Origin of the sequence: Colwellia sp. (assembly GCF_013214175.1) — a bacterium.
In the GTDB taxonomy this organism is placed as follows: Bacteria; Pseudomonadota; Gammaproteobacteria; order Enterobacterales; family Alteromonadaceae; genus Colwellia.
On record NZ_JABSPA010000001.1, the window covers coordinates 498,567 to 517,049 of the forward strand.

Here is an 18,483-nt window from a genome sequence, read left to right on the forward strand (position 1 = left end):
TTTCCCAATGGTACATGCAATCTCACTCATCAGTTCTGTAATACAAAGGTACTTACATGAATGCTGGACTCAATAAATAGCTAAAATTAAAACAAGCTGAGTCAATAATAGTTATTCATAACAGTACTTTTATTATCAAGGCGGTTCTGTTTAGCCAATAGCTGGCTATTGGTAGCAGAACTAACGAAGATAGGCGCTAAAATAGCTTATTGAGTAATTTTTCTTATCCAGAGTTGAGGTTAACTATTAATTTAGTTTTATTACTGCTTTATCAATTGATAAAATAGTAAGTGTAATTGAAAGCCAGCCTCAGAGTGTCATCATCATGATTGAAGTAAAAACAGCTGCTTACCGCCGTGCTAGCTTTGCGTTAGCGTTAGGCTCCTTCCTTGTGTTTTGTAATTTGTACATGTTCCAACCCATGTTGCCATTGATGGCTGAAAAATTTAACGCCAGTGCGATTGAAATTAATTGGCTGCTTGCGTCATGCACATTAATGTTAGCGCTTACTCTTGTTCCATGGGCTGTAGGCTCAGAAATTATTGGCCGTCGTAAAGTGATGATGTTGAGTCTTTTCTTATTGCCATTTACTGGCATGGCCATGTTGCTAACCGATTCATTAATAATGTTAACCTTAACGCGAGGGGTAATGGGTATTGCACTTGCGGGGTTTGCTGCCGTTGCTGTGGCATATATGGCTGAAGAGTTTACCCCAAAAGCATTTATGATTGCCGTTGGTGGTTATATTAGTGCAAATTCATTAGGCGGTATTGCAGGGCGTTTATACGGCGGTTTTGCCACCGAATATTGGGGATGGAATATAGCTGTTATTGGTATGGCTATTGCCAGTTTAGTTGGCGCGCTATTAGTGAGCCGACTGTTGCCTGAGCAACAATGTTTTATCCCTAAAAGAGGGCAGTTTCGTAACCATAATAAGCGTGTGATTGGTCATTTAAAACAGCGTGAATTATGGCTTGCTATGCTTATTGGCGGTTTAAACTTTGCGTTAATTGTTAATCTTTATACGGTAATGGGGTTCCGTCTTATCGCGCCACCTTATTCACTGTCTATCAGCTTAACGTCGATGATTTTTCTGTGCTATCTAAGCGGTACTATTTCGGCAAAACTAAGTGGTCGTTGGAGCCAACATTACAGCCCAATCAAGGGCATGGTACTAGGTACAACCGTGAGTGCAATAGGTATGTGGATAGCCGTTTATGATTCATTGTACGCAATGGTTGTTGGTCTATTACTTATTGGCTCAGGCGCTTTTTTCACGCACTCACTTGCCTATGCCTGGGTAAGTCAGAAAGCGAAAGTAGCGAAAGCAACCGCAACGGCATTATACCTTGTGCACTATTACATTGGTGGTAGCTTAGGTGGTTTTTACTTAATTGCCTGCTGGCAATATGCCGCTTGGTATGGGGTGCTTGCAGGTGGCATGGTATTATATGGCTTAATTTACCTATTATGTTGGCGCTTACATCGCCACGCTTGTTCATTATCAAAATAAAATTTATAGAATTAACTAGGACACTCATTGTTAATTTCATTAGTTTGATTCAATAACAGTTATATATGTTAGAATTTAACAATATTATTATTTAAAATTATTAGGCGTATTTCATGTCTGAACACTCAATTATCGACATTTGTGTTGAACCGATAGAACTTTGTAAATTAATCAAAATTGCCAAAATGGTTGGCGGTGACGGCGAAGCTAAAACCATGATCAGTGAAGGTAAAGTTTTAGTCAATAATGAAGTTGCAGTTCAAAAGCGTAAAAAAATTCGCCACGGCGATATTATCGAATATAACGGTCAAATTATTGAGGTCGCTTATAATCCCAGCAAAAAATCAGCAGAGTTTATTAGTACAGTAGTTTCAGTCAGTAAAAATTCAAAAAAGAAAAAAATAGCTTACAACAAAGCTAAAAGTAAAGCGCGGGATCTTTCATCAAAAAAGGTTACTGAACCATCAATCGAACGCTCGAAATAAAGTCTATTTCACTTTAATTATTCGTTTTTTTATTCGTTAAGTTTTACAGTAATTTAAAGTTAATCGCGGTTTTTTAATTGGGGGAAAGTTCAATTCCCCGTTTACTATGACCTTATTTTTTTCCGTTCTCTTATAACTGCATTTCTCTTTATTGAACACCGAAAACCTAACAGTAAAAGCTACCCTTACCGTTAGGTGAGAGTAGCTTTGATTTTAGCTGCTGTAATATAGGTATTTTTATTAGGTACGGTTATTCGGCACTGTCATCAGTGACTAGCGCTAACGAGTTACTTCCAGATACCTGGCTCAGTCTTACCTTTTAATTCTGGAAAGTCAGCGGCAACAAAGTTCGGTTCAATACCAGCCTTACGCTGCGCTTTGTAATGCTTAATTACCTTTATGGCAATATTTGATAGCAGTAACAGCGCAATGAGGTTTACTAATGCCATAAGCCCCATAGAAGCATCCGCAAGCGCCCAAACAACATCTATTTTTGCTACAGCGCCAAACATTACCATTGCCACTACACACAAGCGAAACAGCGGTAAAAAGGTGGCTTTATTGTTGGATAGGAACAAGATGTTCGTTTCCGCATAACTGTAATTGGCAATAATGGAAGTGAAGCAAAACAGGATTATTGAGCCAGCGATGAATGCACCACCCCAAGCACCAACGTGAAAGTCTAAGGCGGCAATGGTGATAGCAATGCCGTCGGCATTACTACCGGTATCACCGGCTAGCAGTATTATCGCGGCCGTAGCGGTACAAATGACTAAGGTGTCGACAAAAACACCAAACATTTGGATGAAACCCTGTGAAGCAGGATGATTTGGATTAGGTGTCGCACTTGCTGCTATATTTGCAGCGCTACCCATGCCGGCTTCGTTAGAGAATAAACCACGGGCTATGCCTGCTTTCATTGCTTGTGCAATCGCAAAAGCAACAGCGCCGCTAGCAGCTTCTTGCCAACCAAAGGCACTTTTAATGATTAAGCTAAATACACCGGGTAATTTTTCAATATTCATCAAGACGACAACAAGGGCAACAAGCAAATACGCCAAGGCCATAATAGGCACTAAAATCTCAGACACTTTAGCAACTTTCTTGATGCCACCCATGATAACTAAACCACTGGCTATCGAGATGACAATGCCAACCACAGTGGCATCAAAGTCAAACACTGCACTCATAGCGCCGGTAATGGTATTGGCTTGTACGGCATTAAATACTAGGCCAAAGGCAATAATTAGCAGTACGGCGAATAACATGCCCATCCACTTTTGTCCCAAGCCTTTATGCATGTAATAAGAGGGGCCACCACGAAATTGTCCTTCTTCATCTTTTACTTTATAGACTTGAGCAAGGGTTGATTCAATCATTGATGTTGACATGCCTAAGAAGGCAATAAGCCACATCCAAAAAATGGCACCGGGGCCACCTGTGGTTAATGCGACGGCAACACCCGCCATATTACCTGCGCCAACACGGGCAGCCATACTGGTACAAAATACTTGGAATGAAGATAAGCCGTCTTTAGCGCCATGACGACTGATTTTCATCAGGCTCATTGCATGACCAAGGTGAGATATTTGAATAAAGCCTAAACGTAAAGTGAAAAAGATACCTGCACCGACTAATCCGTAGATAAGTACCGTATCCCATAAAAGAGAATTAATTAAATTGATAAGTGTTTCTAACATAGACTGCTCATATTTCAGGTGAATAATTGGCGTGAATTAATAATAGCTCAGGGCTTTGCTTGGTATAACGAATGTTGCAGGTAATACCGCTGAGTCAGAGCCAAATATTTCGCAACTTTACGCTATTATGCCTAGTTAGTGTAGTAACACTTTGTCGTTACTATTTATATCAGCTAATACTAGTCATTTGAGGGAAGGGCTTTGCTAAGCTAGCTGTCAAAGCCCTTACTAAAGGGTAAAAATATTCGGCTATAACGCCCAGTATGCATGTTCTAGGCTATCTTCACGTTCAGGTAAGCCGCGTGATAACCGAGGTGAGTGTTGCACCAATACTTCAAAGCTTACGCGGTTAGCATATTTGCTGATTTGTGATAACGATGAATAGGTCATTGCTGGCTGTGAATGTTTACTGGAACCTTGAACATTCATTTTATGATAAACATTTGCGCTCAAATCATGTAATACAGCGGCAAGGGCCGCATCGCCAGCACCATTGGTATTTTTAATATTATCTGGTCCACCCATATATGGCGCAGTATGGGTATATATTTTCACCGGATTTTCACAATCTTTTAATAACATAGGTCGTGAAAACTCATAGCGATTAAAATCGGCTATACCGCCTGGCAGTAGTGGGTATTCAGTGACTCGTTTATGCTCGTCATCGACATAGCCGGCCATAAATAAACCTTCTGGACCGGCTGTACAAATAACTAAATCAACCCAGTCCAAACAAGCATCAGCTGCTTTTAATGGATCGTCAATACCTGTTATGGCCTGAGCTTCATCTTCATTCATAGCAAGAATATTGACATGGTCTTTGACAAATTTTTGCCAAAACTCAGGTTCTTTTTCAATAATAAATTTGGTGCCAAGTGTTAAAACTACCGGCACACCGGCCTTATTGGCACATTCTACTGCTTTAAGGGTAGCTTGTGTCATGCTATCGCCTTCTTCAGTACGCATTAAATACGAACTAATAACTAACGCAGCGGCATTACTAATTAAGGATTCATCAATCGATTCAGGTTTTAGCTTATTTATTAAGCCGGCATTAATAGCGAAGGTTCTTTCACCGGTATCATCAATTAAGGTAAAACAACGGCCTATTGGGCCATCTACCGGTTGTAAAAAATTTAAATCTACCCGAGAAGAAGTATTGCTGACAAAGCGATATGCGTAGTCGCCCACTTGAATGTTTTCTGACATCACCCCTAATAACACCGATCTGTCATCGGCCAGCACAGAGTAATTATGCATAGTATTACCTATGGTACCGCCAGCAAACTCATAGTTGATCAATTGTTCGTTTTTTAAACGTTGGTATAAACGATGCGTAACTTCATCGGGAATTACCTGTGACATACCGCGCTTAAGGGAAAACTCAGTTAAGAACTCATCATCAACTTTGGCTTCAATATCAACAAGGATTTGATCAATGCCCACAATATAACTGCGCGCTAATTTAGGCTCAGAACTAACTTTATTGGTGAGTGGGGTCTTATTCTCAACTGGAAAATAATGTTTATGTTGACGACGGCCAGGAAATTTCATTGCGATAGTATTCATGAGTTCGGGAAGGGAAATTATAACTTAACAAGCTAACCAACTACCAATAAAAACAGCTAAATTTCGATATTACCGCTCAGCTAGGCCAACAAGGCGAAGTTTTAAGCATAACTATGGAACAGGTTGGCTTAAATCTGGCGTGTAATGCTTAAGTTTCAAGCGGATATTTATTGGCTGACTACTTTTGTATGTTAAGCATCTTCACAGAATGATGGCTTTTTAGTCAAGGTACACTCAGCCAAGGCCACCTTAATATGCTTTATGGGGTAGCGAAGATATATTTTAGTTGGAATTTAGCCGGTTGGCATTCACCCGCTTGGCACTCAGTATTTTGATAGACAATTTGCTAAGTGAAAGCGAAATTATACGGCTATATTTGCAGCTATATTTACGTCTTATATAAGACGGTTATGATTTAAAACTGGTCGACTCTCGTTTAACAAGCCTAGGAATGTATTTATAGTTAGTTGAATTATTCGCTGCAACTTGTTTGGCTATTAACTCAAGGCCTATGTTGGCGGCTTGCATGGCCATTTCTTCAATAGGATAGTTGAGCGTAGTTAATTTTGGTCTTGAATAGCTTGAAAGCAAGACATCATCAAAGCCGAGTACTGAAATATCTGATGGTACTTTATAACCATTGTCTTCTAGGGTAGAAATTGCTCCTATTGCCATGGCATCGTTATAAACAAACAAGGCAGAAAAAACCTTGCCTGAGGCCAGTAGTTTTTGAGTCGCTATTTCACCACCTTGCAGGGTCGGTTCGCCATATTCAATGAGGTTCTCTTCAATATCGGCCCCAGCTAATGCTAACTCGTTTTGAAAGCCTTGTAGGCGGAGTAGTGGGTCGTCTATTTGATGTTTACTGGAAATACAGGCAAAGCTTTGATGATTTAATGCCAGTAGGTGACGTGCGGCTATTTTACCGCCCTCGAGATTATCTAACCAAATACAGCGCTGTGCTATTTCTTCAATATAGCGGTCAATAAGTACTAAGCCGGGGACTTTATTAGCCAATTCAATTAAGACGTCGTCCGATAGTTTCTTGCTATGAACCACCATCACATCACATCGTCTTTCAATCAATAAATTGATGGCTTGCATTTCTGTTTCGGCACTTACCAACCCGGTACTTAATAATAATTGCCTATTGTTTTGGCGGGCTACTTGTTCAACACCGTGAGCTAATGAAGCGAAGAACGGGTCGATTAGCGCGGGAATAACGACACCTAAGGTTGTGCTCTTTTGCGTAACTAAAGCACGCGCATTGGCATTAGGGCTGTAGTTTAAGTCTTTCATGACCCTAGTTACATTTTCGATAGTTTTTTTACTGACTTTAGGGCCATTGTTTAATACGCGAGAAACGGATGCCACTGAAACACCAGCGAGACGTGCTACGTCTTTTATTGTTGCCATAGGGTAAATGTTTACATTATAGGATTTAGTTAAATACTCAGTGAATATACACTAATCAAGGGTCAGCCATCAAGATTAGCTTTAGTAGAGTAAGTTCTTGCACAAAAAAGGGTAAACGTTTACCCTTGGTTTTTTAGTTTAAATAATTCACCGTAAAAATATTATGACTCTCGAATTTGATCCGACCGAACATCCTCACAGAAGGTATAACCCACTTATTGATGAATGGGTATTGGTTTCTCCTCACCGAGCAAAAAGGCCTTGGCAGGGACAGCTAGAGCAAGTTGATGAGCAACAAAAGTCTGCCTATGAAAAAGACTGTTTTTTATGTGCTGGCAATACCCGCATAAACGGTGAAGTAAACGGTCACTATAAAGATACTTTTGTTTTTACTAATGATTTTGCTGCGATAAAGCAAGACACGCCAATAGTGAGCAGTGATGACCCATTATTTAAAATGGCAACAGAGCAAGGCGAAAGTCGTGTTATCTGTTTTTCAGCGGATCATAGTAAAACCATACCTGAGCTATCGGTTAATGAAATTGCTTGCGTGGTAAATACTTGGCAAAGTCAATGTGATGAATTAGGCAGAAACTATACCTCGGTGCAAGTCTTTGAAAATAAAGGCAGTGTTATGGGCTGCTCAAATCCACATCCCCATGGGCAAGTTTGGGCGCAACAGCAAATACCGACCTTGGTAATGAAAAAGCAAAAGGCGCAGCAGGCTTATTTTCAGCAACATGGCAGTAATTTATTGCAAGACTATGTTGTTAGAGAGGTCGAAAATAAAGAACGTATTGTGGTAATAAATGATGACTGGTTAGTTGTGGTGCCGTATTGGGCTGCTTGGCCATTTGAAACTTTAGTGTTACCACGCTTTATTGTGTCGCGTATTACTGAGCTTAATGAAAAGCAAAAGTTATCTCTCGCGGATATTCTCAAGAAAATTACCATCAAGTATGACAATTTATTTAATTGTTCTTTCCCTTATTCAATGGGCTGGCACGGCGCACCTTTTGATAATCAACAACATGATGAATGGACTTTGCATGCTAGCTTTTTTCCGCCACTGTTAAGGTCTGCCACTGTGCGTAAATTTATGGTTGGTTATGAAATGATGGCAGAAGCACAGCGTGACCTTACCGCTGAGCAAGCTGCACAAAGACTACGTGATTTGTCTGATGTTCATTATAAGGAGCAAAGTTAATGCTAGAAAATGTGCCTAAACATGTGGCTGATAATTTTTTGGAATTACCAGAGCATGAGCAACAAGCGTTTACCCAGCAATTATTGGTCGAGAAATTATTTGTAGCGCAATTTCAAAGCGCTGTTGAGCTAGTTTGCCATGCGCCAGGTCGAGTTAATTTAATTGGTGACCATACCGATTACAATGACGGTTTTGTCCTGCCGGCGGCGATTAATTTCGGTACGACTATTGCTGCATCGAGGCGTGAAGACAAGATAGTAAAAGTGTATGCCCATGATTGTGACCAACAAATCAATGAGTTTAGCCTTGATGATATTAGCTTTGATAAACAGATGATGTGGAGCAATTATGTTAGAGGTACGTTACAAGCGTTAATGAAAACGCACCCTGATATTAAAGGAGCTAATTTAGTGGTTACCGGCAATGTTCCCCAAGGCGCTGGTTTAAGCTCTTCTGCCAGTTTTGAGATTGCCATCTTAAAAGCCTTTACCCAGCTTTACCACTTAGACTTAAATGGCATCAATGCCGCGCTCATTGGCCAGCAAGCAGAGAATGATTTTGTTGGTTGTAACTGCGGCATTATGGATCAACTTATCTCTGCCATGGGACAGCAAGGTCATGCCATGCTGCTAGATTGCAAAGATTTGTCCTTTGAAGACGCGGCGATTCCCGATGATTTAACACTGTTTATTGTTAATTCTAATGTAAAGCGTGGCTTGGTTGATAGTGAATACAACTTAAGACGTCGACAATGTGAGCAAGTGGCTAATCATTTTGGTAAATCGGCTTTACGGGAAGTGACCATGGCGCAGCTTAATGCTGCCAAAGAGCAACTTGAGCCAGTATTATTTAAGCGTGCTCGACATGTGATTAGTGAGAATGAACGAGCACTTAACACTCTGAAAGCATTGAAAAGCAATGATATGGCGGCAATTAGTTTGGCGATGAAAGAGTCTCATATTTCTTTGCGTGATGACTTTGAAGTTACTACCAAGGAAATGGATGGCTTAGTCGACATGATAGGCAGTGTATTAGGTAGTGATGGCGGTGTTCGAATGACCGGTGGCGGCTTTGGCGGCTGTGTGGTCGCTTTAGTGCCTAATCATTTAGTGGCTAAGGTAACGGGTGTTATCAATAGTAAATATCAGCAAGCATTTGGCTTGAGTCCAAGCATATATCACTGCAGTGCCTCACAAGGTGCGTTTAGATAACTTGCAGCAGTAATCATTGGCTTAAGAAAGTAGCTGGCTTAAATGAACAATGAACTCAAAAAAATAATTATAACAATAAGGTGAACAAGCGATGGAATTTACAAATAAATTGGGGACCATAGATAGCACAATTTTTATTGTCTATGTTATAGGGTTGCTGTGTCTAGCCTTGTGGATTTCTCGTAGTGAGAAAAAAGAAGGTGCAAATACCGAAGATTACTTTTTAGCCAGTAAATCATTACCTTGGTGGGCAATTGGAGCTTCATTAATTGCTGCCAATATTTCTGCCGAGCAAATTATTGGTATGTCTGGCTCGGGTTACGCCATTGGTTTAGCCATAGCCTCTTATGAGTGGATGGCCGCGATTACCTTAGTATTAGTGGGTAAATATATGTTGCCTATTTTCTTGGAAAATAAAATATTCACTATGCCACAATACCTTGAGCAACGCTTTGATAACAAAGTAAAAACCACCATGGCTATATTTTGGCTGGCGGTTTATACCTTTGTTAACTTAACTGCAGTGTTATGGCTAGGTGGTATGGCCATTGAAACGGTTGCTGGCGTCGATTGGATGTTCGGCATGATATTTTTAGCCGTTTTCTCAGTGGCTTACTCTTTATATGGTGGCTTAAAAGCCGTTGCTTTTACCGACATATTACAAGTAGTGTTATTAGTGTTTGGCGGCCTATTGCTCAGCTATTTAGCTTTAGATGCCGTTTCAGATGGCCAAGGTGTTTTAGCCGGTTTTGGTATTCTTACTGAACAAATGCCTGATCATTTTGACATGATCTTAAGTCCGGAAAATGAACATTATATGAGCCTGCCTGGCATCTCGGTATTACTTGGTGGTATGTGGGTAATGAATTTTAGTTATTGGGGCTTTAACCAGTATATTATTCAGCGCGCTTTAGCGGCTAAAGATCTTAAAGAAGCACAAAAAGGTATCGCTTTTGCTGCTTATCTTAAATTGTTAATGCCAGTTATTGTGGTATTGCCAGGTATTGCCGCAGTGGTACTTTATCCTACACTAACCACACCAGATCAAGCTTATCCGTCAATGATGGCAATGTTGCCTGTTGGCATTAAAGGTTTAGTCTTTGCAGCTTTAGTCGCGGCTATCGTATCTTCATTGGCCTCAATGACTAATAGTATTTCGACCATCTTTACCATGGATATTTATAGCCAGTTTAAGCCGAACGAAAGCCAACGTCACTATGTACATATTGGCCGTATTGCTGCGTTAGTTTCACTGTGTATAGCTTTACTTGTTGCTCAGCCACTATTGGGTAAGTTTGACCAAGCGTTCCAATATATCCAAGAATTTACCGGCTTCTTTACTCCTGGTATTGTGGTGATATTTGTTATGGGTATGTTCTGGAAACGCGCTACTTCAATGGGCGCATTATCAGCAGCCTTGGGTTCAGCGGTCTTTTCGCTAGTGCTTAAGTTTGCTTGGCCTGAATTGCCATTTATGGACCGTGTTGGCTTAGTATTTTTACTGTGTTTAGCGCTTTGTTACTTTGTCTCTATGGCGGGTAAAGCAAATACTACGGATAGCAGTGTTAGTTTAGAGCAAGTGAGCTTTGCAACGGCTAAGTCATTTAATGTCGCTGCTGTTGGTATGGTACTTATCCTTACCGCTTTATACGCAACTTGGTGGTAAGAAAAGTAGTTCTTTAAGCAGGAAGTAAATAAAGGTCAATTGCCAGACATTGCTAATACAATTAATAAGCAATTGACCCTTGCTATTTTTAATGGAGATAAACATGCAAGTACTAGTTATCAATAGACCTTTACGGTTTGAAATGTTTCAACAAAATTTTAAGGGGGTAATTTAATGGTTCAATTGGTTACCGAGCTGGAATCAACAGAGTTGCAATCAATCATACTCACCAATGACTATGGCATGTCAGTTGAAATCATTAATTTTGGTGCTCGAATTAAGTCAATTAAATTTCCTGTAAACGGTGTACCAACAGAAATGATATTGGGTTATGCAACACCGCAAGAGTATATAGATGATGAGTTTTATTTAGGTGCGACCTGCGGCAGAGTTTGCAATCGTATTGCTGGCGGCAAGTTTGAACTTGCTGGTCGTCAATATCAGTTAGCCTTAAATGATGGTGAAAACTGTTTACACGGCGGGCCGGATAATTTCTCTTTACGTTATTGGCAAGTATGTAAGCGAACACTCACTAGCAGCTCGGTTACTTTATCTCTATTTTCCCCAAATGGAGACCAAGGTTTTCCAGGAAACCTTGAGCTATCTGTTACTTATCAATTAAGTGCTGACAACAAACTGACTGTAGAGTATTCGGCCAATACTGACTTAGCTACACCTGTTAATTTGACCAACCATGCTTATTTTAATTTGGGTGAAAAAGACTGCCAATCACTCTATTTACAAATGATGTCATCGGCAATTCTTGAAACTGACGCGGCTAATATACCCACAGGTAAAATCCTATCAGTAGCAGAGACCGATTATAATTTTAGAGAGCCGGTTTCTATCGGCTATCGGCAGCAGCATACTGAAGATAAATCGCTGCAAGAAAAAAATGGTTTTGACCACTGCTTTATTTTGGATAATAGCCCTGACGAGCAGCCGAAAGCAATTCTTACTTCGCTAGAACACCAAGTTAGCTTGTCTGTTTATACCAACCAAGCGGCAATACAGCTTTATACGGGCTATTATTTAACTGGTCAGTTCAGCGCCTACCAAGGCCTGTGCCTAGAAGCACAGAATTATACCGATGCGGATAACAACAAGCACTTTCCCAGTAATATCTTAAAGCCAAACCAACAATATCAGCGAAAAATAATTTATAAATTTGAGTCGATAAATTAGCTGAATACTTGGTTGCTAATTCAGATATAAGTTATTGTTCTTAAATGATGGGGACTGCTGGTGACTTAGATCTAGGGAAGACAAGTCTCCCATGGGCACTATTAAGTTTAAATAGAATATTAAAAGGCTGATACCCTAAGTATCGGCCTTTTTTCGTTATAGGTTTACTAAGCCATTGAATATAGAAAGCATTACTCATAAATGAGTACCTGTTTTTTAATTCGTTATTTCTTACTTCATTAGCTGTTCAGCAGCAGGCTTAACTTTAACAGCATGCTCCACTTTTATAAGAGGGATGAGTGCGGCAATATTATTTTTGTTAGCTAATGGTAAGTATCCTAGGTACTTCAGACTTCAGCTATTGATACTTGCGCTACGGCAAGATCATTTTCAATGGTTGATCCTGAAACACCAACAGCGGCAATTACTTCACCGTGAGCATTGTTAATTGGCAGGCCACCAGCAAAGGTGATTAAGCCGTTATTTGACTGCTCTATTTGATATAGGGCGCCACCGGGTTGTGATTTTTCTCCCAGTAAATGGCAAGGCTTAGCAAATAAAGCCGACGTTTTTGCTTTTTTAATTGCGATATCTATTGCCCCGAGCAGTGCGCCATCCATACGTTTAAAGTTAATTAAATAACCCGCACTATCAACAATCGCGATGTTAACCATGATGTTAAGCAGCTCAGCCTTCTTTATTGCCCTATTTATAACGTGTTCGGTTTGCTCAAGTGTCAAAGTATTCATTTTTTGTGTCAGTAGTAAAAACACAATGTGTATATTGTATTCACTTGTGTGAGGGATTTATATATTCTTTTGCTAAAGGTACAGCAATATTAAGCGGTAAATAACATTACGGCGTAGTTTGATCACTGCTCGGACATGTTTTATCGATTTCACTAACTGAGGGGAACATAAATACGCTAAAATAGGAGCTATTATTTTATCTTTGAGCCCTTTACGTCAATGACCTCTGAATTAACGACCTCTTCCACAACGCCTGCCAACACTTTTGCTGAGCTGGGCCTGATTTCACCCTTATTAGCTCGATTAACTGAGCTGGAATATCAGCAGCCAACGCCCATTCAAGCGCAGGCTATTCCAAGTGTATTAGCGGGACGTGATTTAATTGGCGGGGCAAATACCGGCTCAGGTAAAACTGCTACTTTTGCCTTACCACTGTTGCAGCAGCTTTCTAAGCAACCAGGCGCAGTAAAATCATCAGCGAGTAAAGGCACTCATAGCAGTAAGGGGAACTATGTTGCGGGTCTGATTTTAGTACCTACTCGTGAGTTAGCCAAGCAAGTTGCCGATAGCATTAAATCTTATGCGGTGCACTTTAACGGCGCGATTAAAACTGTCGCTGTTTTTGGTGGTGTTTCAGTTAATACACAAATGCTGGCATTACGTGGCGGCACCGATATTTTAGTAGCGACGCCGGGTCGATTACTCGATTTAATTTCAAGTAATGCCATTAAGCTCGATAGAGTGCAAACCCTAGTGCTTGATGAAGCTGACCGTATGTTAAGCCTAGGCTTTACTGAAGAGCTAGCTGCGTTGTTGGCGTTATTGCCAAAGAAGAAGCAAACCTTATTATTTTCCGCGACATTTCCTGAGCAAGTCCAGACATTAACTCAAGAATTGCTTAACAATCCTGTTGAAATACAATTACAAAGTGCTGACAGCAGCACCTTAGTACAGCGCGTTTTTACCGTTAATAAAGGCGAAAAAACAGCGCTGTTAGAGCACTTAATAAAGCAACATAAATGGCGACAAATACTTGTTTTTGTTAATGCTCGAAATCATTGTGAGCATTTAGCTGAAAAACTCGCTAAACGTGATATCACTGCAGAAGTGTTTCATGGTGATAAAGGCCAGGGCGAACGTACTCGTGTGCTTGAAGGCTTTAAAGCTGGCGAGATTGAGGTGTTGATTGCCACGGATATTGCTGCTCGTGGTTTAGACATTGAAAAACTACCTGTGGTAATCAATTTTAACTTACCGAGAAGTCCATCAGACTACATGCATCGTATTGGTCGAAGTGGTCGTGCTGGTGAAGTGGGCTTAGCAATATCGCTTATCGATTACGAAGATTATCATCATTTCAAAGTCATCGAGAAGAAGAACAAAATTCGCCTTGAACGTGAACAAGTAGAGGGTTTTGAAGTCGATGAAGAGATCACTGCCGAACTTTTAGAAGCAATGAAACCAGTGGCAGCACCTGAAGGCTCTGGCAAGAAAAAACGTAAAAAGAAAAAGTCAGTAAATGCCGATATTTGGGCGGGATATACTAAACCTGAATAATGCCTATTAGATTGATTAATTGCGCGATTTAAACGGTTTTGAAGCTAATCATTATTAACTTCAAAACCGTTTTTTTTATGGCACTTAGTGGGCGGTAACTTTTGATACCATGCCTTCAATACTATCCTTCAACATATCACCTTAGACACGAGCTCTTTGATACCAAGCCTTAGGTTGAACACTTTAGCTTCTACATCTTTGCTAATACTTTTATGCTGCGATACCTTTATTACGCGCTTCTACTTTTGCTAACCAGATTAGTGGTGCAATGATAAGGATGGTACCGACTAACATGGTTAAATCGGGCACTTCATCAAACCAAATAACACCTACTGCGACAGCACATAACAAACCACTGTATTCAGCGCTGGCAATTTTACTGACTTGACCTGAGCGGTAAGCAATAATACAAATACCTGCATAAATTAAAATAAAGCTACTTGATCCCGCTGCCGTGAGCATAGGGGCAAAGTCCCAAGGTTTTCCTTCCCAAACCGCCAGTGAGAATGCTACTGGAATACCCACTATATTTGTCATCATTAATGTTTGAAATACATTTTGCTTTTTGGGTAGCTTTCTAATTAATAAGTTATTAATTGCCATGGTGATCGCAACAATAAATGCCGCTATTGCTGCCCAATCAATGTAAGTTGGTCTGATCACTACTAATACGCCAATGAAACCTAAAATAGCGACAGTTATCGCCTGATTTGACAGTTGCTCTTTGAAAATAATCAAAGCGAATGGCAACATTAATAAAGGCGCGGCATAAAAAATAGCGTTTGCGGTTGCTAATGGCATAGCACTGATAGCAAATACCATAAAAATAGCACCAAGTAACCAAATATGACCACGCAGAATATGCCATTTTAAACCGGGTAATAGTGGTGCTTTAGTGGCAAAAAAGCAAAGCGGTAATAAGATGGCAACGGCGCTTATTTGACGAAATAAGACAAATTGATAAACAGCAACATCTTGCGATAAGGTTTTGATCAACGCATCAGAAAATACAGCAATTAAGTTACCTATTACTAATAAGGTCATAGCGGTTCCGACAGATAATTTTGGCATTGTGATGCTCCTCTTTCTAAATAACAAATAACGATTAACGAAGCAGATCATATGGCAAAGCTATGTATTATGTATAATGATTAAAATACATTTACTATTAGCTGAGTTAATAATGAAATTACCACCATTACGTGCGTTACAGTGTTTTGAGGCGGTAGCTCGACTTAACAGCTTTTCAAAAGCCGCAGATCAACTTAATGTCACGCAAAGTGCGGTAAGCCACCAAGTTAAGTTATTAGAAGAATATCTCGGTGAGCCGATGTTTAGTCGCCACGGTCGCTCGTTTGTCTTAAGTGAGGTTGGTGAACGGTATTTTGAAGAGATCAGCCATTCATTAAGTAATGTGGCTAATGCTAGTCAGCTAATTAGGGAAGGGCAGTCAGGTAAAATACGTTTGGCTTTGTATAGCTCGGTTGCGGTTAAGTGGCTTATTCCTCGCTTAGACGATTTACGCCAACAGTATCCTGAAATTGAACTATCGCTCAATATGATGGCTGATGAGCCTAAATGCAGCGATCAAGTCGCAGATTGCTTTATTACCGTTGCTCCGCCAAAAAATAACTTTGTCGTAGAGTTTTTATATGCAGAGCGTTTGTATCCGGTCTGCGGCAACAAAATATGGCAGAAAATAAAAGATAAACCTTTGCCTGAAGCCATGTGGCAATATCCACTATTGTCAGTGCAAAATTTATTTCCAGAAGCTGAGCTTGGTGAAGATTGGCGTCAATGGTGTCGACATGGCGGCTATGAATTACCAAAGTCAGTGACAATGAATCATTTTAGCCATATGTTACTTGCTGCGGAAGCGGCACGTTATGACCAAGGCATTACCTTGATGAATCATTATTTGATGTCTGATCAAGACCGACAACAAAACTTTGTGCGTATTCCTTTGCATGAAGTGCATACCGGCGATAATTTCTATTTTGTCTATAAAAAGTCACGTGCCAAACAAACCGATATTGTTAAGTTGGGTCGTTGGTTGAAGCAGCAATGTTTTGAGTAAATAATTAAATTGTGACTTTTGAAGGCTGAGAGTGAGTGATTATCAGCGTATTTATTAACGTAAGAATTAGCAAAATAATTAGAAGTTAATACATAAAAAATCCAATGTTGAGCAAACATCGGATTTTTTATTTAGATATTCCTGTTTAGGGCGTTTTGTTAAGAAGTCAGAGTTTAAACGCTCTTAATTAAACAATACTACGATCTTCGCGCTTGGCCTCAGCCATGTCTTTAATAAAAGCTCTGACTATGATGAACAGCACTACTGCTGAAATTACTGGCCATATCAAAATATATAGAGATAACATAATGTTGTCTTCCTCGTTGTTAATTCTAGTTTTAGTTTTAGCTTAAATTTTAGCTATAATTTTCAATGTTATTTATCAAAATGTTGAATGCGTTCGTGGATCAGCGCAAAGTCAAAGCGTTCTTTATTAGTTAAGCTAATCGCAGTACAAATCATAGTACTTGCGCCGTAGGCGATCAGGGAGCCGAGTAATACAGTGTAGTCACGTAAAAAGTTTTGGAAATAGTAAACACATATTACACCGACTATTGTACCAATGATAAGCGCCACTTTACGATTGGAAAAACCATAACACATTAAGCCAATAACTGTGCCACCACCAACCGCTGCAATGACTTCCATGCTAGCAGCCCAAATTCCTAGCAGTGGCATCAATTCAAAACGCACCAAACAAAATAGTGTTAAACCACCCAGTACAGCACTTAAAAAAGCGCGATTAGTGACTCTATCCCAATAACAGCTGGCGATAACAGGGAAAACCAGCGCACCCCATAATGCACCGACAAAGACGAGCATGACCAGAATGTCGAGTGAAAAACTGGCGAGGATTAACCCTAGAGCTGTGGCGATAACCATAGTTATACGGCCCAGTAGTAGCATCTTCTTATTATCAATTTTACCTTTGGCTAAATTCTTTGCATAGATGTCAGTCATAACAATGGCTGAAAGGGCAGAGAGATCTGAGTCGGCCGTTGAGGACAATGAACCAATAACTAAGATAAACAACATGCCGATAGCAAAAGGCGGTAGGTAGGTTGATGCGACTTGTGGAATGAGGTTGTTCAGATCGCCATCATGGGGTGTCATGCCCATAAACAGTGCCATCATACCAAGCATACCCAAACCTATGACGATAGAGCCATAACCTAGCGTAGCGGTAATGAATGAAGATTTAATGAGGTCTTGGCGTACGGCAAAAATTCGTTGAGCAATAGTTTGATTACCAATACCGTAAGCAAGCACGGCGACAAAGAATGGCGCACCTTGTTCTAAAATAGCTTTAGTGGAGAAAAAGTTTGCCTGTTCGGCGGTGATTATATTGAAGCCTTGTGATAGTGCCTCTGAGCCGCCCATGTTGAAATAAATCCATGGGATTAGCACAATAGCGACGAGCATCATGGCGACAACTTGGGCGAAGTCGGTGAGGATAGATGCTCTAAAGCCTGACCATAAGGTATAAGATAAAACGCCAACACCGGCGATTAATACGCCGGTTTGGAAAGACAGTGGCGTGAGTACAGACACTAAAGCGCCCGCCGCGGTGAAGTTAACCATTAGGCTGATAACGCTGCCAACTAAGTTTGAAACCGCTAAAATAAGCTGACTTGATGAACCGTGTCTTGCGTGCATGACTTCTGCTAAGGTGCGAGCTCTTGGGGCTAGTTCACGAAAGCGTTGACCGTAAGGGTAAATAAACAATATCATTAAGGCCCCCCAAAAGCCGTAATGCATTGCACCGGATAAGCCATACTTATAGCCTGAGCTTGCCGCGCCGTAAAAAGACGCCGCCCAAATCCAGGTTGCCGTCATACTCGCAGCCGCTATGCCAAATCCTACCGCGCCATTGGAAACCATGAAGCCATCGACACTGTCAGATTTTTTTGACGCTAGGGTTGAGAACAAAAAAGTAAGGCCGTAAAAGCCCACTAAAAGCATAAGCGTAGTACTGATTGAAAATTGATAAAATACCTGATCTGGCATAGGTTTCCTTGGGGTTATAATTGTGGAGGTTCAGTTACGGCGAGAATTGAAATGCTCGAGAAAAGAGCAATGGCATCCTTTTAATTGGCTCTGATTGATCGCAATTAACAATAGCAAGACACGCAGGCGCGCATTATACAT

At 40.5% G+C, this 18,483-nt stretch carries 15 protein-coding genes; 8 read left to right on the forward strand and 7 right to left on the reverse strand.

The window, feature by feature from the left end:
* Nucleotides 1-325: 325 nt before the first annotated feature.
* Both HRT55_RS02145 and HRT55_RS02150 read left to right on the forward strand, forming a co-directional pair.
* A complete protein-coding gene (locus tag HRT55_RS02145) occupies nt 326-1,513 on the forward strand; it encodes an MFS transporter (protein WP_291618449.1) in 1,188 nt (395 codons plus the stop codon).
* Nucleotides 1,514-1,626: 113 nt separating this feature from the next.
* Complete coding sequence (locus HRT55_RS02150) at nt 1,627-1,998, forward strand: RNA-binding S4 domain-containing protein (protein ID WP_291618451.1); 372 nt, start codon at nt 1,627-1,629, stop codon at nt 1,996-1,998.
* Between the two features lie 287 nt (nt 1,999-2,285).
* Here the strand turns inward: HRT55_RS02150 and HRT55_RS02155 are convergent, their stop codons facing one another.
* The 3 genes from HRT55_RS02155 to HRT55_RS02165 form a co-directional block, all read right to left on the reverse strand.
* Nucleotides 2,286-3,698, reverse strand: coding sequence for a sodium:alanine symporter family protein (locus HRT55_RS02155; protein WP_291618453.1), 1,413 nt, complete (start codon nt 3,696-3,698; stop codon nt 2,286-2,288).
* A gap of 249 nt (nt 3,699-3,947) precedes the next feature.
* Nucleotides 3,948-5,252, reverse strand: coding sequence for an inosine/guanosine kinase (locus HRT55_RS02160; RefSeq protein WP_291618455.1), 1,305 nt, complete (start codon nt 5,250-5,252; stop codon nt 3,948-3,950).
* A gap of 423 nt (nt 5,253-5,675) precedes the next feature.
* Nucleotides 5,676-6,683, reverse strand: coding sequence for a LacI family DNA-binding transcriptional regulator (locus HRT55_RS02165; RefSeq protein ID WP_291618457.1), 1,008 nt, complete (start codon nt 6,681-6,683; stop codon nt 5,676-5,678).
* A 163-nt stretch (nt 6,684-6,846) separates the two neighbouring features.
* Here HRT55_RS02165 and HRT55_RS02170 point away from each other — a divergent pair, with 163 nt between their 5' ends.
* The 4 genes from HRT55_RS02170 to HRT55_RS02185 all read left to right on the forward strand — a co-directional run bounded on the left by HRT55_RS02170 (nt 6,847) and on the right by HRT55_RS02185 (nt 11,952).
* A complete protein-coding gene (locus HRT55_RS02170; protein WP_291618459.1) occupies nt 6,847-7,890 on the forward strand; it encodes a UDP-glucose--hexose-1-phosphate uridylyltransferase in 1,044 nt (347 codons plus the stop codon).
* Entirely contained in the window at nt 7,890-9,101 is a 1,212-nt protein-coding gene (gene galK / locus HRT55_RS02175) for a galactokinase (protein WP_291618461.1), read from the forward strand. Before HRT55_RS02170 ends, galK begins: the two co-directional genes overlap by 1 nt.
* Before the next feature lie 91 nt (nt 9,102-9,192).
* Nucleotides 9,193-10,767, forward strand: a complete 1,575-nt coding sequence (locus HRT55_RS02180; protein ID WP_291618463.1) for a sodium/sugar symporter — start codon at nt 9,193-9,195, stop codon at nt 10,765-10,767.
* A gap of 174 nt (nt 10,768-10,941) precedes the next feature.
* Nucleotides 10,942-11,952, forward strand: a complete 1,011-nt coding sequence (locus HRT55_RS02185; protein WP_291618465.1) for an aldose epimerase family protein — start codon at nt 10,942-10,944, stop codon at nt 11,950-11,952.
* A gap of 347 nt (nt 11,953-12,299) precedes the next feature.
* Here the strand turns inward: HRT55_RS02185 and HRT55_RS02190 are convergent, their stop codons facing one another.
* Entirely contained in the window at nt 12,300-12,701 is a 402-nt protein-coding gene (locus HRT55_RS02190; protein ID WP_291618467.1) for a heme-binding protein, read from the reverse strand.
* A 219-nt stretch (nt 12,702-12,920) separates the two neighbouring features.
* Here HRT55_RS02190 and HRT55_RS02195 point away from each other — a divergent pair, with 219 nt between their 5' ends.
* Nucleotides 12,921-14,258, forward strand: coding sequence for a DEAD/DEAH box helicase (locus HRT55_RS02195; RefSeq protein ID WP_291618468.1), 1,338 nt, complete (start codon nt 12,921-12,923; stop codon nt 14,256-14,258).
* A gap of 210 nt (nt 14,259-14,468) precedes the next feature.
* Here the strand turns inward: HRT55_RS02195 and HRT55_RS02200 are convergent, their stop codons facing one another.
* On the reverse strand, nt 14,469-15,329 hold the full coding sequence (locus tag HRT55_RS02200; RefSeq protein ID WP_291618470.1) for a DMT family transporter: 861 nt from the start codon (nt 15,327-15,329) through the stop codon (nt 14,469-14,471).
* 112 nt (nt 15,330-15,441) lie between these two features.
* Here HRT55_RS02200 and HRT55_RS02205 point away from each other — a divergent pair, with 112 nt between their 5' ends.
* A complete protein-coding gene (locus HRT55_RS02205) occupies nt 15,442-16,335 on the forward strand; it encodes a LysR family transcriptional regulator (protein WP_291618472.1) in 894 nt (297 codons plus the stop codon).
* Nucleotides 16,336-16,522: 187 nt separating this feature from the next.
* Here HRT55_RS02205 and HRT55_RS02210 read toward each other — a convergent pair whose 3' ends face one another.
* On the reverse strand, nt 16,523-16,642 hold the full coding sequence (locus tag HRT55_RS02210; RefSeq protein ID WP_291618475.1) for a putative transporter small subunit: 120 nt from the start codon (nt 16,640-16,642) through the stop codon (nt 16,523-16,525).
* A gap of 68 nt (nt 16,643-16,710) precedes the next feature.
* A complete protein-coding gene (locus tag HRT55_RS02215) occupies nt 16,711-18,342 on the reverse strand; it encodes a sodium:solute symporter family protein (protein ID WP_291618476.1) in 1,632 nt (543 codons plus the stop codon).
* Between the last annotated feature and the right edge of the window lie 141 nt (nt 18,343-18,483).

What these genes read in the sequence shown, in the direction of transcription:
- HRT55_RS02145 (WP_291618449.1), top strand. Translation starts at nt 326, where the DNA reads ATGATTGAAGTAAAAACAGCTGCTTACCGCCGTGCTAGCTTTGCGTTA.
- HRT55_RS02150 (WP_291618451.1), top strand. Translation starts at nt 1,627, where the DNA reads ATGTCTGAACACTCAATTATCGACATTTGTGTTGAACCGATAGAACTT.
- HRT55_RS02155 (WP_291618453.1), bottom strand. Translation starts at nt 3,698, where the DNA reads ATGTTAGAAACACTTATCAATTTAATTAATTCTCTTTTATGGGATACG.
- HRT55_RS02160 (WP_291618455.1), bottom strand. Translation starts at nt 5,252, where the DNA reads ATGAAATTTCCTGGCCGTCGTCAACATAAACATTATTTTCCAGTTGAG.
- HRT55_RS02165 (WP_291618457.1), bottom strand. Translation starts at nt 6,683, where the DNA reads ATGGCAACAATAAAAGACGTAGCACGTCTCGCTGGTGTTTCAGTGGCA.
- HRT55_RS02170 (WP_291618459.1), top strand. Translation starts at nt 6,847, where the DNA reads ATGACTCTCGAATTTGATCCGACCGAACATCCTCACAGAAGGTATAAC.
- galK (WP_291618461.1), top strand. Translation starts at nt 7,890, where the DNA reads ATGCTAGAAAATGTGCCTAAACATGTGGCTGATAATTTTTTGGAATTA.
- HRT55_RS02180 (WP_291618463.1), top strand. Translation starts at nt 9,193, where the DNA reads ATGGAATTTACAAATAAATTGGGGACCATAGATAGCACAATTTTTATT.
- HRT55_RS02185 (WP_291618465.1), top strand. Translation starts at nt 10,942, where the DNA reads ATGGTTCAATTGGTTACCGAGCTGGAATCAACAGAGTTGCAATCAATC.
- HRT55_RS02190 (WP_291618467.1), bottom strand. Translation starts at nt 12,701, where the DNA reads ATGAATACTTTGACACTTGAGCAAACCGAACACGTTATAAATAGGGCA.
- HRT55_RS02195 (WP_291618468.1), top strand. Translation starts at nt 12,921, where the DNA reads ATGACCTCTGAATTAACGACCTCTTCCACAACGCCTGCCAACACTTTT.
- HRT55_RS02200 (WP_291618470.1), bottom strand. Translation starts at nt 15,329, where the DNA reads ATGCCAAAATTATCTGTCGGAACCGCTATGACCTTATTAGTAATAGGT.
- HRT55_RS02205 (WP_291618472.1), top strand. Translation starts at nt 15,442, where the DNA reads ATGAAATTACCACCATTACGTGCGTTACAGTGTTTTGAGGCGGTAGCT.
- HRT55_RS02210 (WP_291618475.1), bottom strand. Translation starts at nt 16,642, where the DNA reads ATGTTATCTCTATATATTTTGATATGGCCAGTAATTTCAGCAGTAGTG.
- HRT55_RS02215 (WP_291618476.1), bottom strand. Translation starts at nt 18,342, where the DNA reads ATGCCAGATCAGGTATTTTATCAATTTTCAATCAGTACTACGCTTATG.